This window comes from [Clostridium] aerotolerans DSM 5434 (genome assembly GCF_000687555.1).
GTDB lineage: Bacteria > Bacillota > Clostridia > Lachnospirales > Lachnospiraceae > Lacrimispora > Lacrimispora aerotolerans.
Genome location: NZ_JHWJ01000012.1, coordinates 36,779 through 49,418, shown reverse-complemented (window position 1 = coordinate 49,418; position 12,640 = coordinate 36,779). Strand labels below are relative to the sequence as shown.

Annotated in this window: 16 protein-coding genes; all 16 read left to right on the top strand. The window is 45.1% G+C overall.

Annotation, left to right across the window (positions count from 1 at the left end; translation table 11 throughout):
• The first annotated feature begins 11 nt into the window (after positions 1-11).
• The 16 genes from T546_RS0115735 to T546_RS0115660 all read left to right on the top strand — a co-directional run bounded on the left by T546_RS0115735 (position 12) and on the right by T546_RS0115660 (position 12,633).
• Entirely contained in the window at positions 12-914 is a 903-nt protein-coding gene (locus T546_RS0115735) for a carbohydrate ABC transporter permease (protein WP_026892445.1), read from the top strand.
• A 12-nt stretch (positions 915-926) separates the two neighbouring features.
• A complete protein-coding gene (locus T546_RS0115730; protein WP_026892444.1) occupies positions 927-2,054 on the top strand; it encodes a glycosyl hydrolase family 8 in 1,128 nt (375 codons plus the stop codon).
• A gap of 181 nt (positions 2,055-2,235) precedes the next feature.
• Complete coding sequence (spoIIIAA, locus tag T546_RS0115725; protein WP_207641331.1) at positions 2,236-3,240, top strand: stage III sporulation protein AA; 1,005 nt, start codon at positions 2,236-2,238, stop codon at positions 3,238-3,240.
• Position 3,241: 1 nt separating this feature from the next.
• Positions 3,242-3,763: a stage III sporulation protein AB gene (locus T546_RS0115720; RefSeq protein ID WP_026892442.1), complete on the top strand. Its 522-nt coding sequence runs from the start codon at positions 3,242-3,244 to the stop codon at positions 3,761-3,763.
• A 10-nt stretch (positions 3,764-3,773) separates the two neighbouring features.
• On the top strand, positions 3,774-3,968 hold the full coding sequence (spoIIIAC, locus tag T546_RS0115715) for a stage III sporulation protein AC (protein WP_024838702.1): 195 nt from the start codon (positions 3,774-3,776) through the stop codon (positions 3,966-3,968).
• An 8-nt stretch (positions 3,969-3,976) separates the two neighbouring features.
• Positions 3,977-4,363: a stage III sporulation protein AD gene (gene spoIIIAD / locus T546_RS0115710; RefSeq protein ID WP_026892441.1), complete on the top strand. Its 387-nt coding sequence runs from the start codon at positions 3,977-3,979 to the stop codon at positions 4,361-4,363.
• A gap of 17 nt (positions 4,364-4,380) precedes the next feature.
• Positions 4,381-5,565: a stage III sporulation protein AE gene (locus T546_RS0115705; protein WP_026892440.1), complete on the top strand. Its 1,185-nt coding sequence runs from the start codon at positions 4,381-4,383 to the stop codon at positions 5,563-5,565.
• Entirely contained in the window at positions 5,529-6,236 is a 708-nt protein-coding gene (locus tag T546_RS0115700; RefSeq protein WP_242842246.1) for a stage III sporulation protein AF, read from the top strand. The genes T546_RS0115705 and T546_RS0115700 overlap by 37 nt, the downstream gene beginning before the upstream one ends.
• On the top strand, positions 6,184-6,810 hold the full coding sequence (locus tag T546_RS0115695; protein ID WP_024838698.1) for a stage III sporulation protein AG: 627 nt from the start codon (positions 6,184-6,186) through the stop codon (positions 6,808-6,810). The genes T546_RS0115700 and T546_RS0115695 overlap by 53 nt, the downstream gene beginning before the upstream one ends.
• A gap of 15 nt (positions 6,811-6,825) precedes the next feature.
• Positions 6,826-7,659 carry a SpoIIIAH-like family protein gene (locus tag T546_RS0115690; RefSeq protein WP_026892438.1) on the top strand — a complete coding sequence of 278 codons (834 nt, stop codon included), beginning with the start codon at positions 6,826-6,828 and terminating at the stop codon, positions 7,657-7,659.
• A gap of 77 nt (positions 7,660-7,736) precedes the next feature.
• Positions 7,737-8,123 carry an Asp23/Gls24 family envelope stress response protein gene (locus T546_RS0115685; RefSeq protein WP_024838696.1) on the top strand — a complete coding sequence of 129 codons (387 nt, stop codon included), beginning with the start codon at positions 7,737-7,739 and terminating at the stop codon, positions 8,121-8,123.
• A gap of 153 nt (positions 8,124-8,276) precedes the next feature.
• Positions 8,277-9,704, top strand: coding sequence for a sensor domain-containing diguanylate cyclase (locus tag T546_RS0115680; protein ID WP_026892437.1), 1,428 nt, complete (start codon positions 8,277-8,279; stop codon positions 9,702-9,704).
• Positions 9,705-9,819: 115 nt separating this feature from the next.
• Positions 9,820-10,263 carry a transcription antitermination factor NusB gene (nusB, locus tag T546_RS0115675; RefSeq protein ID WP_026892436.1) on the top strand — a complete coding sequence of 148 codons (444 nt, stop codon included), beginning with the start codon at positions 9,820-9,822 and terminating at the stop codon, positions 10,261-10,263.
• Position 10,264: 1 nt separating this feature from the next.
• Positions 10,265-11,572, top strand: coding sequence for an exodeoxyribonuclease VII large subunit (gene xseA, locus T546_RS23735; RefSeq protein WP_051629889.1), 1,308 nt, complete (start codon positions 10,265-10,267; stop codon positions 11,570-11,572).
• Complete coding sequence (xseB, locus tag T546_RS0115665) at positions 11,544-11,756, top strand: exodeoxyribonuclease VII small subunit (RefSeq protein WP_024838692.1); 213 nt, start codon at positions 11,544-11,546, stop codon at positions 11,754-11,756. Before xseA ends, xseB begins: the two co-directional genes overlap by 29 nt.
• Positions 11,734-12,633, top strand: coding sequence for a polyprenyl synthetase family protein (locus tag T546_RS0115660; RefSeq protein ID WP_207641329.1), 900 nt, complete (start codon positions 11,734-11,736; stop codon positions 12,631-12,633). Before xseB ends, T546_RS0115660 begins: the two co-directional genes overlap by 23 nt.
• Positions 12,634-12,640 lie beyond the last annotated feature (7 nt).

Below are 12,640 nucleotides of genomic sequence, written 5' to 3'. Positions count from 1 at the left end.
GGAGGTCAGGCATGATGAAAAAAGCAGCAACACGTAAAAAAACATCAGTAGGCGATAAAGTTTTTGTTTTCTTAAATGGGATTTTTATGATTTTATTCGTAATCATAACCCTTTATCCGGTTTGGAATACCTTGGTCATAGCCTTTAATAATGGAACCGATTCCTTGCGGGGAGGATTGTATTTATGGCCCAGGATGTGGACGCTTAAGAATTTTAACACCGTATTACATAAGAAGAATCTGTTGGTAGGTGCCTATGTTACGGTAGGAAGAACCGTAATAGGAACTCTTACGGCACTGGGGGCCAATGCTATCCTCGCTTATATCGTAAGCCGGAAGCATTTTCTCTTTAAAAAACAGCTATCCTTATTCTGGGTGATTACCATGTATGTAAACGGAGGTTTGATACCCACCTTTCTCTTATACAAAGGACTTGGTCTTACTAACAACTTTCTGGTATATATTATTCCAGGAATGATAAGTGCCTTTTATATGCTTGTAATCCGTACATTTATGGTGGGGATCCCAGACAGCTTTGAGGAATCTGCCCAATTAGATGGAGCTGGAGATATGATTATATTTACAAAAATCATTTCTCCCTTATGCAAACCGGTATATGCTACGGTCGCATTATTTTGTGCCGTAGGGCATTGGAATTCCTGGTTTGATGCTATGTTATACAACCGGATGAACTCGAATCTGACTACTTTGCAGTACGAGTTAATGAAGCTATTATCCTCGGTGACCAATCAAAGCACTTCAGTAGAATCCATGAAAAATGCGGTGGGGACCGTAACTCCAACATCCGTCCGAGCTGCGGCGACCATACTTACTATGCTTCCCATCGTCTGCCTCTATCCATTCTTACAGAGGTACTTTGTTACTGGCCTTACCATTGGAGGAGTCAAAGAATAAGGAGGTAACAGTATGAGAAGGAAGAGTTATCCAAACGTATTTTTAGAATGCGGCTACGGCGAGGATGAAATCAGAAGAAGAATTGATTCCGCCTTCCAGACCATGTTCTACGGATCTAAGGGAGAGAGAATCTATCATCCGGCAGGCGCTGATATGGGATACGTTGAGGATACGGGGAATCATGATGTACGGACCGAGGGGATGTCTTACGCCATGATGATGTGCGTACAGATGGACCGTAAGGAAGAGTTTGACCGTATATGGAAATGGTCAAAAACATATATGTATTTGGACAAAGGGGAAAATGCCGGGTACTTTGCCTGGTCCTGTAAAACAGACGGGACAAAGAATTCATGGGGACCGGCACCAGATGGGGAAGAATATTTTGCCATGGCACTGTTTTTTGCCTCCCACCGATGGGGAGATGGGGAAGGAATCTTTTGTTATTCCAAAGAGGCAAAGGATATTCTGCGCTCCTGTCTTCATAAAGGAGAAAAAAAGGGCGATGGAAAACCCATGTGGAATTTAGATAATTATCTGATAAAATTTATCACTGATTGTGATTTTACCGATCCGTCTTATCATCTGCCGCATTTTTATGAATTATTCTCTTTGTGGTCGTATGAGGAAGATCGTAAATTCTGGAAAAAAGCAGCTAAGGAGAGTCGGAAATACTTAAAGAAAGCCTGCCACCCGGCAACCGGTCTCTGTGGGGAATATGCAGATTACGATGGCACTCCCAGGAACTGGATGCCTGATTCAAAAGACAGACATGACTGGTATTACAGCGATGCTTACCGCACCATCGCAAACATTGGCCTGGACCATCTCTGGTTTCCAACGGATGACTGGGCTCCTGAGACCGCGGATAAGCTTCAGTGCTTTTTTAGTGAGAGGGGGGATGTAAACGGAGTGTATCTCATTGACGGTACGAGGGTAGAGGGGGTAACGTCTCTACACCCCATTGCGATCATTGCAACCAACGCCCAGGCTTCCCTGGCCTCTAATGGCAAATATAAAAGGGAATGGGTCCACCGTTTTTGGAATACTCCACTTAGAAAGGGCAACCGGAGATATTATGACAATTGCCTGTATTTCTTTGCATTACTGGCGTTAGGGGGGTGTTATAGAATTTATTAAGGGGGTAGTTTTAAGGGGGAAGTAACAAGCTTTGTGATGGATCTGCTTTGTGGTAACACCATTTGCAGAGAAGTTAAAATAACGTGAAGAGGTCCTGTCTTTCATGGAAAGATGGGGCCTTTTATTTTTTCAGCATAATTTGTCCCCCTTTACATATATTGAGTTAAGAGGAGGGATGATGGTGGAGAGGAAAGACGAGCTTATTAACATATTTTCTAAGAACATAAGAGAGATTCTTAACCGGGTTTCCGTGGACTTTAACGAGGTTCAGGAGATAAGACTCCGGGCGGCAGGCCCTCTTTTAATGGTTTACCGCAACGAAGAGTTCTATGTGGCTTACAGCGGCGTTTTAAGCAAGGAGAGGACAGAAGCTTACACCGCCTCTAAAAATGAGCTGAAAGAGACCATGGAATACATGAGCAATCATTCCCTGTACGCCTTTGAAGAAGAGATGAAGCAGGGATTCATAACCATACAGGGCGGCCACAGGATCGGGATCGCAGGAAAGACTATATTAGACGAAACCGGAATCAAGACCATGAAGTACATATCCTTTATCAACGTACGTCTGTCTCATCAGGTCAAGGGCTGTGCCCAGCCGGTTCTTTCCTATGTATATGAGGGAGTTAGTGATATCTGCCATACTCTTATCATATCCCCTCCAAGGTGCGGAAAGACAACCCTCCTAAGGGATTTGATCCGCCAGATATCCAATGGGTATAAAGATCACCCTGGGCTTACGGTAGGGGTGGTTGATGAGCGGTCAGAAATCGGCGCCTGCTACCAGGGCGTGCCACAAAATGAACTTGGAATCCGAACGGATATTTTAGATTGCTGTCCCAAGGCAAAAGGAATGATGATGCTCATTCGCACCATGTCGCCCAGGGTCATCGCAGTGGATGAAATCGGCAGCAGGGAAGATTTGGAGGCCATGGAATACGTCATGAATTGCGGCTGCAAGCTCATTGCAACGGTTCACGGCAGCTCCATTGAAGATATCAAGCAAAAGCCGGTTCTTAGAAAGCTGGTGGAAGAGAGGACCTTTGAACGATATATTATCCTGAATAACCAGGGAAGAATCGGAAACATTGATCAGATCTACGATTCCAGAGGGACCCAGCTTTATAAAGCCCCAATGCAGCCCGTAGGAACGCTGTGGGACAGGCAGGAGTGGGCCTATGGATAGAATGTATATAAAACTATTGGGAGCAATACTTGTCATCGTATCCTCATCAGGACTTGGCTGCTACATGGCAGCTCAGTGGGGGGAACATCTAAAAACAATGGAGACCTTAAAAAAGATGATTCTTCTATTAAAAGGAGAAATCGTATACGCCAATTCTCCCCTGACAGAAGCCTTTGAACGAACTGGGAAAAAGGCCGGAGGAGGGCTGGGGGATCTTTTTGTAGCAGTGGCAGAGAGGCTCTTGAGACAGCAGGCAGAACCATTTTATACGGTCTGGCAGGAAGAAATCGATCACCTTCCGAAGGAGGTCTGCCTGTCCAAGGAGGACAAACAGCATTTAAAAGGACTGGGAGAGCATCTGGGCTATCTGGATATGGATATGCAGGAGAGGAACATTCTTTTGTACTTAGAGCAGCTTGACTTAACCATTGATTATTTAAGAAAACATAAGCAGGAAAAGAGCCGCCTTTATACCACCCTTGGAATCATGGGCGGACTGTTCCTTACAATCGTAATGTATTAAGGAGGATGGCATGGGGGTCAATTTGATATTTAAAATTGCAGCAGTTGGAATTCTGGTTTCCGTCATATGTCAGGTCTTAAAGCATAGCGGACGGGAAGAGCAGGCATTCTTAACAAGCCTTGCGGGGCTGGTCCTGGTGCTGTTCTGGCTTGTACCTTACATATACCAGTTGTTTGAATCTATCAAAAATCTGTTTGCATTGTAGGTGAGCGCATGACGGTAGTAACCATTGCCGTAACCGGAATTATCGCGGTTATAATGGCAGTCTCTTTAAAAGGACTTAAGGTGGAATATGGGACCTATGTGGTCATGGCGGCAGGCTTACTTATCTTCTTCTATGGCATGGGAAAGCTTACCTCCATACTGGATACCATGAAAGAGATCCAGAACTATATAAAGATCAACAACATTTATCTGTCCACCCTGATAAAAATGATCGGCATCACCTACATCGCAGAATTTGCCGCAGGCATCTGCAAGGATGCGGGCTATGGGGCCATAGGAACGCAGATCGAAATATTTGGAAAGCTTTCAGTACTGGCAGTCAGCATGCCGATCCTTTTGGCACTGATTGAAACGCTCCAGGCATTTGTATCATGACAGAAGGGAGAAGGGCCATGAAACGAATCACTTTTTTCCTTGTTTGTTTTATATATCTTCTGGCTTTTCCCATGAGCTGCCTTGGCGCAGATCTAAATTCCCAGAAAGAGTATAAAGAAGGAAACCCAGGGTCGGACAACCTGGATCTGGATCAATACGATTTATCTGACATTCAAAATTTTCTGGACGGAAGAAATGGGACAAAGGGTCTTGACCTTTCCTTTAAACAGCTGATGTTCGATCTGATGAATGGAAAGCTTGATCAGGTAATGGGACAAGTAGGAAATGCCATTAAGGAGCTTTTGCTGGGCGAAATAAAGACCAATGGACATATGATGGGACAGATTATCATACTTGGCATCATTGGAGCCGTATTTTCCAATTTCTCCAGTGTGTTTTCCGGAAGCCAGATTTCGGAAAACGGATTTTTTGTTACATATCTTCTATTGTTTACCTATCTGGCGGCCAGCTTCTTTACCAGCGTCTCCATTGCGGGAGATGTAATTAACCAGATCCTGGGATTTATGAAAGCCCTGCTTCCCGCCTATTTCCTGGCGGTGGCATTTGCAGGAGGAAGCACAGCTGCAGCGGCTTCCTATGGTTTTACCCTGTTTGTAATCGCGGCAGCCCAGTGGCTTTTGGGACAGGTCTTATTAAGCCTGATTAAAGTTTACGCTCTACTTGTCATGGCAGGCCATATTGCAAAGGAAGACATGCTCTCAAAGATGACAGAGCTCCTGGAGCAGATTATCTCCTGGAGCGTCAAGACCATGGTCGGGGTTGTTTTAGGGTTCCAGATCATACAGGGCATGGTACTCCCATACGTGGACTCCATGAAGACAGGAGCCATTCAAAAACTGGCGGGAGCCATACCGGGAATTGGAAACAGCATAGGCTCCGTATCCCAGATGGTTCTTGGGTCTGGTGTTGTGATAAAAAACACCATTGGTGCAGCCGGAATTGTCATACTTTTAATAATCGCTGCCATTCCCTTAATAAAGCTGGTGGTACTGATGGTGCTTTATAAATGTGTGGCGGCCCTCTTACAGCCAGTCTGTGACAAGAGAATCGTCTCCTGCATCTCCGATATCGCAAAGGGGCACAAGCTGCTTCTTTCCATAACAGCTTCTGCTGTCATGCTCTTTGTAATAACCATAGCTCTTGTATGTGCATCGACGAATGCAACTTATTTTTCCGGGTGATTGACATGGAACGATTGTTTGATTGGATACGCAGTATTATTTATTACCTTATATTTATCACAGTTGTGGTGAATCTTCTGCCTAACAAGAAGTATGAAAAATACATCCGCTTTTTTGCCGGAATGGTACTGATCCTTCTTGTTCTAAAGCCGGTCACAGGAGGGCTTAGGCTTGACGATACACTTGCCTACTATTTTGAATCCATCAGTTTGAAAAATGAGGCAGGAGAGCTTACTGGAGAAATTGCAAAGATGGAAGGACAAAGGCTGAATAAAATGATGAGCAAATACGAGGAGGCTGTTTCCGGAGATTTAAAGACAATGGCAGCCTCTGCTGGTTTTGGGTGCAGCGTGTCAAAGGCAGAAATCAGCCAGGATCAGGACAGCAAGAAGTTCGGACATGTGGTCCGGGTGTCCTTAGTCCTTACGCCAGAGGTACAAAAAGGGCAGGAAGGGGAAGAAGAAGCCGTTCCTGCGGTGAAAGAAATCGAACCCATTGAAAAAGTGGCCAAAGTAGAAGGAGTAAAAATCACGGGTTCCCCTCCGGAGAAAGAAGAAAAAGGAAGACAAGAAGAAAATTCACAAGTATCAGGTCTTAGAAGGAAGATTGCTGAATATTATGATTTGGAGGAACAGGATATTGAAATTCAAGTGGAAGATGGGAAAGGATAAATGGCTGATCCTGCTGGCGGTTGGAATGATTATCCTGATCCTTGCGATTCCCTCCGGTCCAGGCAGTGCAGGAAAGACTGGAACAGCATCGGAGAGCAAAAATAAGACAGAGCTGCAAAAGGGAATTGTGACAGAGCTGCCAGAGAAAGACACGGCCGTAGCCGCAAGTGCAGACAATACCTATGAGGAGCAGCTGGAATTAAGGGTGAGAAAGCTGTTAAAAACCGTAGATGGAGTTGGTCAGGTGGATGTGATGATCGTGCTGAAATCCTCAAAGGAAAAGGTTTTGAGGGTGGACAGAAACACAACCGATTCTTCCACCGTGGAAAATGACAGCTCCGGCGGAACCAGAAATATCACAAACAAAGAACAGCAGGAGAATACAATTTTGACCGGTTCTGGAGAAAATACGGCTCCTATCGTGGAGAAAGAGATAAGTCCGGAAATAGAAGGAATCATCATAAGTGCCCAGGGCGGAGGCAGTCCTACGGTGAAAGCAGAAATTTCCAGTGCCATGGAAGCATTATTTAACCTGCCCCCACATAAAATAAAAGTATTAAAGAGGGTGGAATAAAAAGGAGTGTCAGGTATGAGAAGTTGGAAAACAAGCAATGAACCAAATGTCCCTAAAACCCCAAAGAAAATGGATATGAAGAAACTGTTCCGAAGAAATCAGATCATCATTACCACACTGGCCGTTATGATAGCTGCCGCCGGGTATTTAAATTATGCCGGGAAACAGGAGGCGGTTTCAGGTAAAGATGTGTTTGAAGCAGGAATGACTGATATATCCGAAGAAGACGTCTTAGCGGAGAACAAAGCCCTTAATGAGAGTTCTTCCGGCCAGGATATCGCAAGTCTGGATCAGGATGCATCGGATATTGATAAACTGGCAGCCGCAGAAACGACGTCAGAAGGAAACAAAGACGTTGCTAACTCTGAGAGTACAGCAGCAGGCGAGACAAAGGCAGCCGCAGAGCAGGTAGCAGCCGCAGCCGAGACAAAAGCAGCAGACGCCGGACTTGATAATCCGGGAGAAGCCGTTTTAACAAGCGGTATGAGCGTAACAGATTACATATCCAGCGTACAGTTAAACAGAGAACAGGTAAGGGCAAGAAATAAAGAGACCTTAATGAATCTGATTAACAATCCAAACCTGGAAGAGTCCGCAAAACAGCAGGCCATTCAGGAAATGATCGATATGACAGCTGTTTCCGAAAAAGAAAATGCAGCAGAAACTCTTCTTCTTGCAAAAGGATTTTCAGATCCAGTGGTTAGCATTTCCAGCGGTAAAGTAGATGTTGTCATCAATGCCTCCAGCATCACCGATCCGCAGCGTGCACAGATTGAAGATATTGTAAAGAGAAAAGCAGAAGTCGGAGCAGAAAATATTGTTATCACCCTTATGAAGCTGGGTGAATAAAAAGCCTTTGCAAACGATGGACAATTTTGCTATAATGATTCCATAACCCGGAAATTTTAGTACAGGAGGGAATTGCTGTGGCAGAAGCAGAAATCAGAAATACTCACAAAGTATATGAAAAAGATAAAATCGGCGAAGTGCAGATTGCAGATGATGTAGTTGCTATCATCGCAGGTCTTGCTGCAACCGAAGTAGAAGGTGTAGATTCCATGGCGGGCAACATCACCAATGAACTGGTGGCGAAGCTGGGCATGAAAAATTTATCAAAAGGCGTTAAGGTCGAGCTGACTGAGGAGCATGTATCTGTGGATTTGTCCTTAAACATCAAGTACGGATACAGCATACCATCTGTCAGTGAGAAAGTTCAGGAAAAGGTACAGACTGCAATTGAGAACATGACAGGACTTACGGTATTAGATGTGAATATCCGTATCGCCGGTGTTGCAATGGAAGAAAACAAATAGATGTAAATCTATCGCGGGGGTGGGCCACAAAGGTCCTTACCCCCGTTTTTCTTTCTCTTTTCGTAATAAAGTTTATCTTGTAATGAAAATGGACAGGATTTATAATGAACCATATGCATTAGGACAGGATGTTAAGGACAGGTGTTTTTTAATATGATAAATCATAGGGATGGGAATCATTACTTGCCAAAGATAATGGGAATGTTCGGGCTGGTGGTTTCGATAATCGCAGGAATCCTGGCGATGAATCTTTATTATTTCAGAGAAGTGGAAAAGAGCCTCGTAGATCAGACGTACCGGGATATTAAGCTTGAAAATGATAAGATTCTCAGCTATCTGCAGAACTTGACCGAGTCAAAGCTTGAATGGCTGGAACTGTTTGCCTCATTCTCTGACCCTCCCGATGGATCGGGAAACGAAAGCTGGTGGGAGCTGGTAGCGGAAAATGAGAAAGAAACCTCCAGATTAGGGGTGGCAGATGATAAGGGAACCATTTATTACGGGAACCATGAATCTGCTGATATTTCCGCGAGGGCTTACTACCAGAAGGTCATGAAGGGTGAAAAAAATATTTCCAGGCTCCTTCCCGGAGGCTTTGATGGCCAGGACGGAATTGTTCTGGCAGTTCCTATCATTAGAGATTCTAAGGTAAAAGGCGCTGCCTGTCTGGAATACTCCGCAGCAGAGATAGAAAAGTATTTGGATGACAGTCCCTTAAGCCGTTATGGCGCTAATTTCATTTTTACTCAGGAAGGCCAGATCATGGTCTCAAGCTCAGGAATCGACCGGAAGGATACGGTATACGAGCTTCTAAAAAATATGGAATTTCGAAATGGACAATCCTTAGAGCAGATGAGGGAGGTCGTAGAAAGCGGACAGACCGGATTTCTCATTTATTATGAAAATGGTAAAAAACGGCTCTTGCTTTTCCAACCCACTGGAATTGAGGACTGGATGACAGCCTCCCTGGTAGAAGCAGAACGGTATGAAAGCATGCTGAACCGGATTCGGGGACTGACCCTTGGCTTTATTACAAGCTCCACGTTAATGTTGGTCTGCGCCATCCTTCTCATCCTTGGCATTCTTCATTACCGAAAGAAGGAAGAAAAACGGGCCCAGAAGGATTATTTAACAGGAGTCTATACCCGGGAAACCGCAAGAAAGCTTGTATCCCAGGGATTAAAAGGAGTGGGAAATAAACGATTCTATGCCTGCATGTTTCTTGACATAGACGATTTCAAAAAGATCAATGACACCTTCGGGCATCACAAAGGCGACCTCGTCCTGGTAGAGGTAGGGCAGATATTGAGTGCCTGCACCAGACAGGAGGACGTCATCGTCCGTTTCGGAGGGGATGAATTCTGTATCTGGCTCTATGGAATGAGAGGCAGAAAGCAGCCGGAAGCCATAGCCGCCCGGATTTTAAATGCCTTTAATATCTCAGGGAATATCCATGCAAGCATTGGAATCACCCTGGTAGGCGAGAATGAAAATGATTACGATGCCATATTAAAACGAGCGGACGAAGCTTTGTATCAGGCAAAGCGAAAAGGGAAGAACCAGTATGCCGTAAATCGGTGATATTTTCATATAATCCACATACGGATAAGGAAAAGTTGCTATTGTATAATAAACCACGGTAAGGTATAATAATTCCAAACGCCCAGAAAAATTACCAACAGGAGGACCATGGTAAATGACCAGAAGTAAAATGCGTGAACACTGCTTTAAGCTGCTTTTTTGTGCGGATTTCCATCCGGCAGAGGAAAAGGACGAGCAGCTTAACCAATATTTTGAAGAACCACTTGAGTATGATTTCGACAAAGAAGGAAAGGAAGAGATCATACACGATGTGTCAATGAGCGGTGAGAATTCCGACCAGTTAATAGAAAGAGCAGAAGCTGTCATGGTTAAGATACCGGAACTGGATCTTAAGATCAATGAAGTGGCAGAAGGCTGGAAGACAAAGCGTATGGGCAGAGCCGAACTGACAATCCTCCGTCTTGCTTTATATGAGATATTATTTGACGACGATGTTCCGGAAAAGGTAGCCATCAACGAGGCAGTGGAACTGGCTAAAAAGTACGGCGGGAACGAAGCTCCGGCATTTATCAACGGAGTCTTAGCAAAGCTGGTGTAATATGGCTGGCGCTTATTCTGTTTCCCAGGTCAATGCTTACATTAAGAATATGTTTGCCCAGGATTTTGCACTGAACCGAATCTCTGTAAAAGGAGAAGTCTCCAACTGCAAGTATCATACCTCCGGACATATCTACTTTACCTTAAAGGACGGAAAATCGTCCATAGCTGCTGTGATGTTTGCCGGTTCCAGAAAGGGTCTTTCCTTTCAGATGGAAGAAGGCCAGCAGGTAACGGTAAAGGGGAGCATTGAGGTTTATGAGCGGGATGGGCGCTATCAGCTCTATGCCCAGGAGATAACAAGAGAAGGGCTTGGAGATTTATTTGAACGGTTCCAGAAGCTGCGTAATGAGCTGGAGGAGATGGGAATGTTCTCTGCGGAGTATAAAAAGCCCATTCCCAGGTATGCAAAGACCATAGGAATCGTAACAGCTCCCACCGGTGCAGCCATTCGGGACATTATGAATATATCGGCAAGGAGAAATCCTTACGTGCAGCTTTATCTCTACCCGGCTCTTGTTCAGGGAGAGAATGCAAAAGAGAGCATCGCAAAGGGAATCGAGGTACTGGACCAGATGGGGCTTGACGTCCTTATTGTGGGAAGGGGAGGCGGTTCCATTGAAGATTTATGGGCATTTAATGAAGAAATTGTGGCCAGAGCCATTTTTCAGTGCTCCACTCCAGTCATTTCTGCGGTCGGTCATGAAACAGATGTGACCATAGCAGATTATGTGGCGGATATGCGTGCTCCCACGCCTTCTGCTGCGGCAGAGCTGGCAGTTTTTGATTATTCCCTGTTTATAGAGCAGAAGGAACTGTACCGAAACACCTTAAAAAAGACCATGGAACGAAAGATGGAACGTTATCATTTCCATGCGGATCAGTATGGGTTACGGCTTAAGTATTTTGACCCAAGAAGGAGCATCCGGGAGAGCCGTCAGAGGCTTTCTGATCTGGAGATAAAGATTCAGACCATTTTGCTTTCTATGACTGCGGGCTATAAGGCAGACGCCGAAACCGCCGCCAATCGGATGAAGACCCTGTTAGAAAAACAGACAGTCCGTGACAGGCACCGGCTTGAGCTGTTTGCCAGCCGTTTAGAGGCCCAGTCCCCCTTAAAGAAGATTGGCGGGGGATATGGATTCGTAACGGATCAAAAGGATCATAGAATCGATTCTGTGACCCAGGTGAAAGCTGGAGACGGCATTAAGGTCATCGTCAGGGATGGCAGTATGGAAGCAGTAATTTCCAGGATCAATCAAAGTGACGAGGAGGTCCATCATGGCAGTGAAAAAAGAAAAGACCATTGAAGAGACATTTGCTGAGCTGGAAGAACTGATCAAGAAGTTAGAGAGCGGAGAGTGCTCTCTGGAAGAGTCCTTTCAGCATTATGAAACAGGCATGAAGCTTGTGAAGTCCTGCAATGAGAAGATAGATAACGTAGAAAAGAAGATAATCGTATTAGAGGAAAATGGTGAAAAAAGTGAACTTTAATGAATTGTTTTCTGCCCGTATGAAAGAGGTCGGTCAGGTGGTGGAATCCTATCTCCCTTTCGTCAGTGGTTATCAAAGCACTGTGCTTGAGGCCATGGATTACAGCGTGAAGGCAGGAGGAAAGAGGCTCCGCCCCATGCTTATGGAGGAGACATACCGCTTATTTGGCGGCAGCGGCAAAGAGATAGAGCCCTTTATGGCAGCCATTGAGATGATCCACACCTCATCCTTAATCCATGACGATCTGCCCTGTATGGATAATGACACCCTGCGCCGGGGACTTCCAACGGCATGGGTGAAATTTGGCTATGACATGGCAGTTTTAGCTGGAGACGGACTTCTTATCTATTCCATGGAAACAGCGGCAAAGGCCCTGCCCATGACGGACAGAGCTGACCGGGTCGCCCGCGCAATGGGAATCCTGGCAGAAAAAACAGGGATTTTTGGAATGATCGGCGGACAGACCGTTGATGTAGAACTTTCAGGAGAACCGGTTCCAAAAGAAAAACTTGAATTTATATACCGTTTGAAAACAGGTGCTCTGCTGGAAGCCTCCATGATGATTGGTGCGCTGCTTGGCGGAGCGGGGGAAGAGGAATTAAAACAGGTAGAACGTATGGCATCCTTAATTGGTATGGCATTCCAGATCCAGGATGATATCCTTGATTTGACCAGCAGCAACGAGGTTCTTGGAAAGCCTGTATTAAGCGACGAAAAAAATCATAAAACTACCTATGTATCCATCTATGGTATGACTAAGGCGAAGCAGGATGTGGAACGTATCTCAGAAGAAGCAGTTTCCGTTCTTCATGAGCTTCCGGGAAAGAATGAATTCCTGGAAGAGCTGATCCGGATGCTGGTAAACCGTGAAAAATAAAGGATTT

Bases quoted from the DNA above. Each gene is read 5' to 3' on its own strand.
- nusB (WP_026892436.1), top strand. From the start codon at position 9,820: ATGACCAGAAGTAAAATGCGTGAACACTGCTTTAAGCTGCTTTTTTGT.
- T546_RS0115680 (WP_026892437.1), top strand. From the start codon at position 8,277: ATGATAAATCATAGGGATGGGAATCATTACTTGCCAAAGATAATGGGA.
- T546_RS0115720 (WP_026892442.1), top strand. From the start codon at position 3,242: ATGTATATAAAACTATTGGGAGCAATACTTGTCATCGTATCCTCATCA.
- xseA (WP_051629889.1), top strand. From the start codon at position 10,265: ATGGCTGGCGCTTATTCTGTTTCCCAGGTCAATGCTTACATTAAGAAT.
- T546_RS0115730 (WP_026892444.1), top strand. From the start codon at position 927: ATGAGAAGGAAGAGTTATCCAAACGTATTTTTAGAATGCGGCTACGGC.
- T546_RS0115700 (WP_242842246.1), top strand. From the start codon at position 5,529: ATGTGCATCGACGAATGCAACTTATTTTTCCGGGTGATTGACATGGAA.
- xseB (WP_024838692.1), top strand. From the start codon at position 11,544: ATGGCAGTGAAAAAAGAAAAGACCATTGAAGAGACATTTGCTGAGCTG.
- T546_RS0115735 (WP_026892445.1), top strand. From the start codon at position 12: ATGATGAAAAAAGCAGCAACACGTAAAAAAACATCAGTAGGCGATAAA.
- T546_RS0115660 (WP_207641329.1), top strand. From the start codon at position 11,734: ATGGTGAAAAAAGTGAACTTTAATGAATTGTTTTCTGCCCGTATGAAA.
- spoIIIAD (WP_026892441.1), top strand. From the start codon at position 3,977: ATGACGGTAGTAACCATTGCCGTAACCGGAATTATCGCGGTTATAATG.
- T546_RS0115705 (WP_026892440.1), top strand. From the start codon at position 4,381: ATGAAACGAATCACTTTTTTCCTTGTTTGTTTTATATATCTTCTGGCT.
- T546_RS0115690 (WP_026892438.1), top strand. From the start codon at position 6,826: ATGAGAAGTTGGAAAACAAGCAATGAACCAAATGTCCCTAAAACCCCA.
- T546_RS0115695 (WP_024838698.1), top strand. From the start codon at position 6,184: ATGATTTGGAGGAACAGGATATTGAAATTCAAGTGGAAGATGGGAAAG.
- spoIIIAC (WP_024838702.1), top strand. From the start codon at position 3,774: ATGGGGGTCAATTTGATATTTAAAATTGCAGCAGTTGGAATTCTGGTT.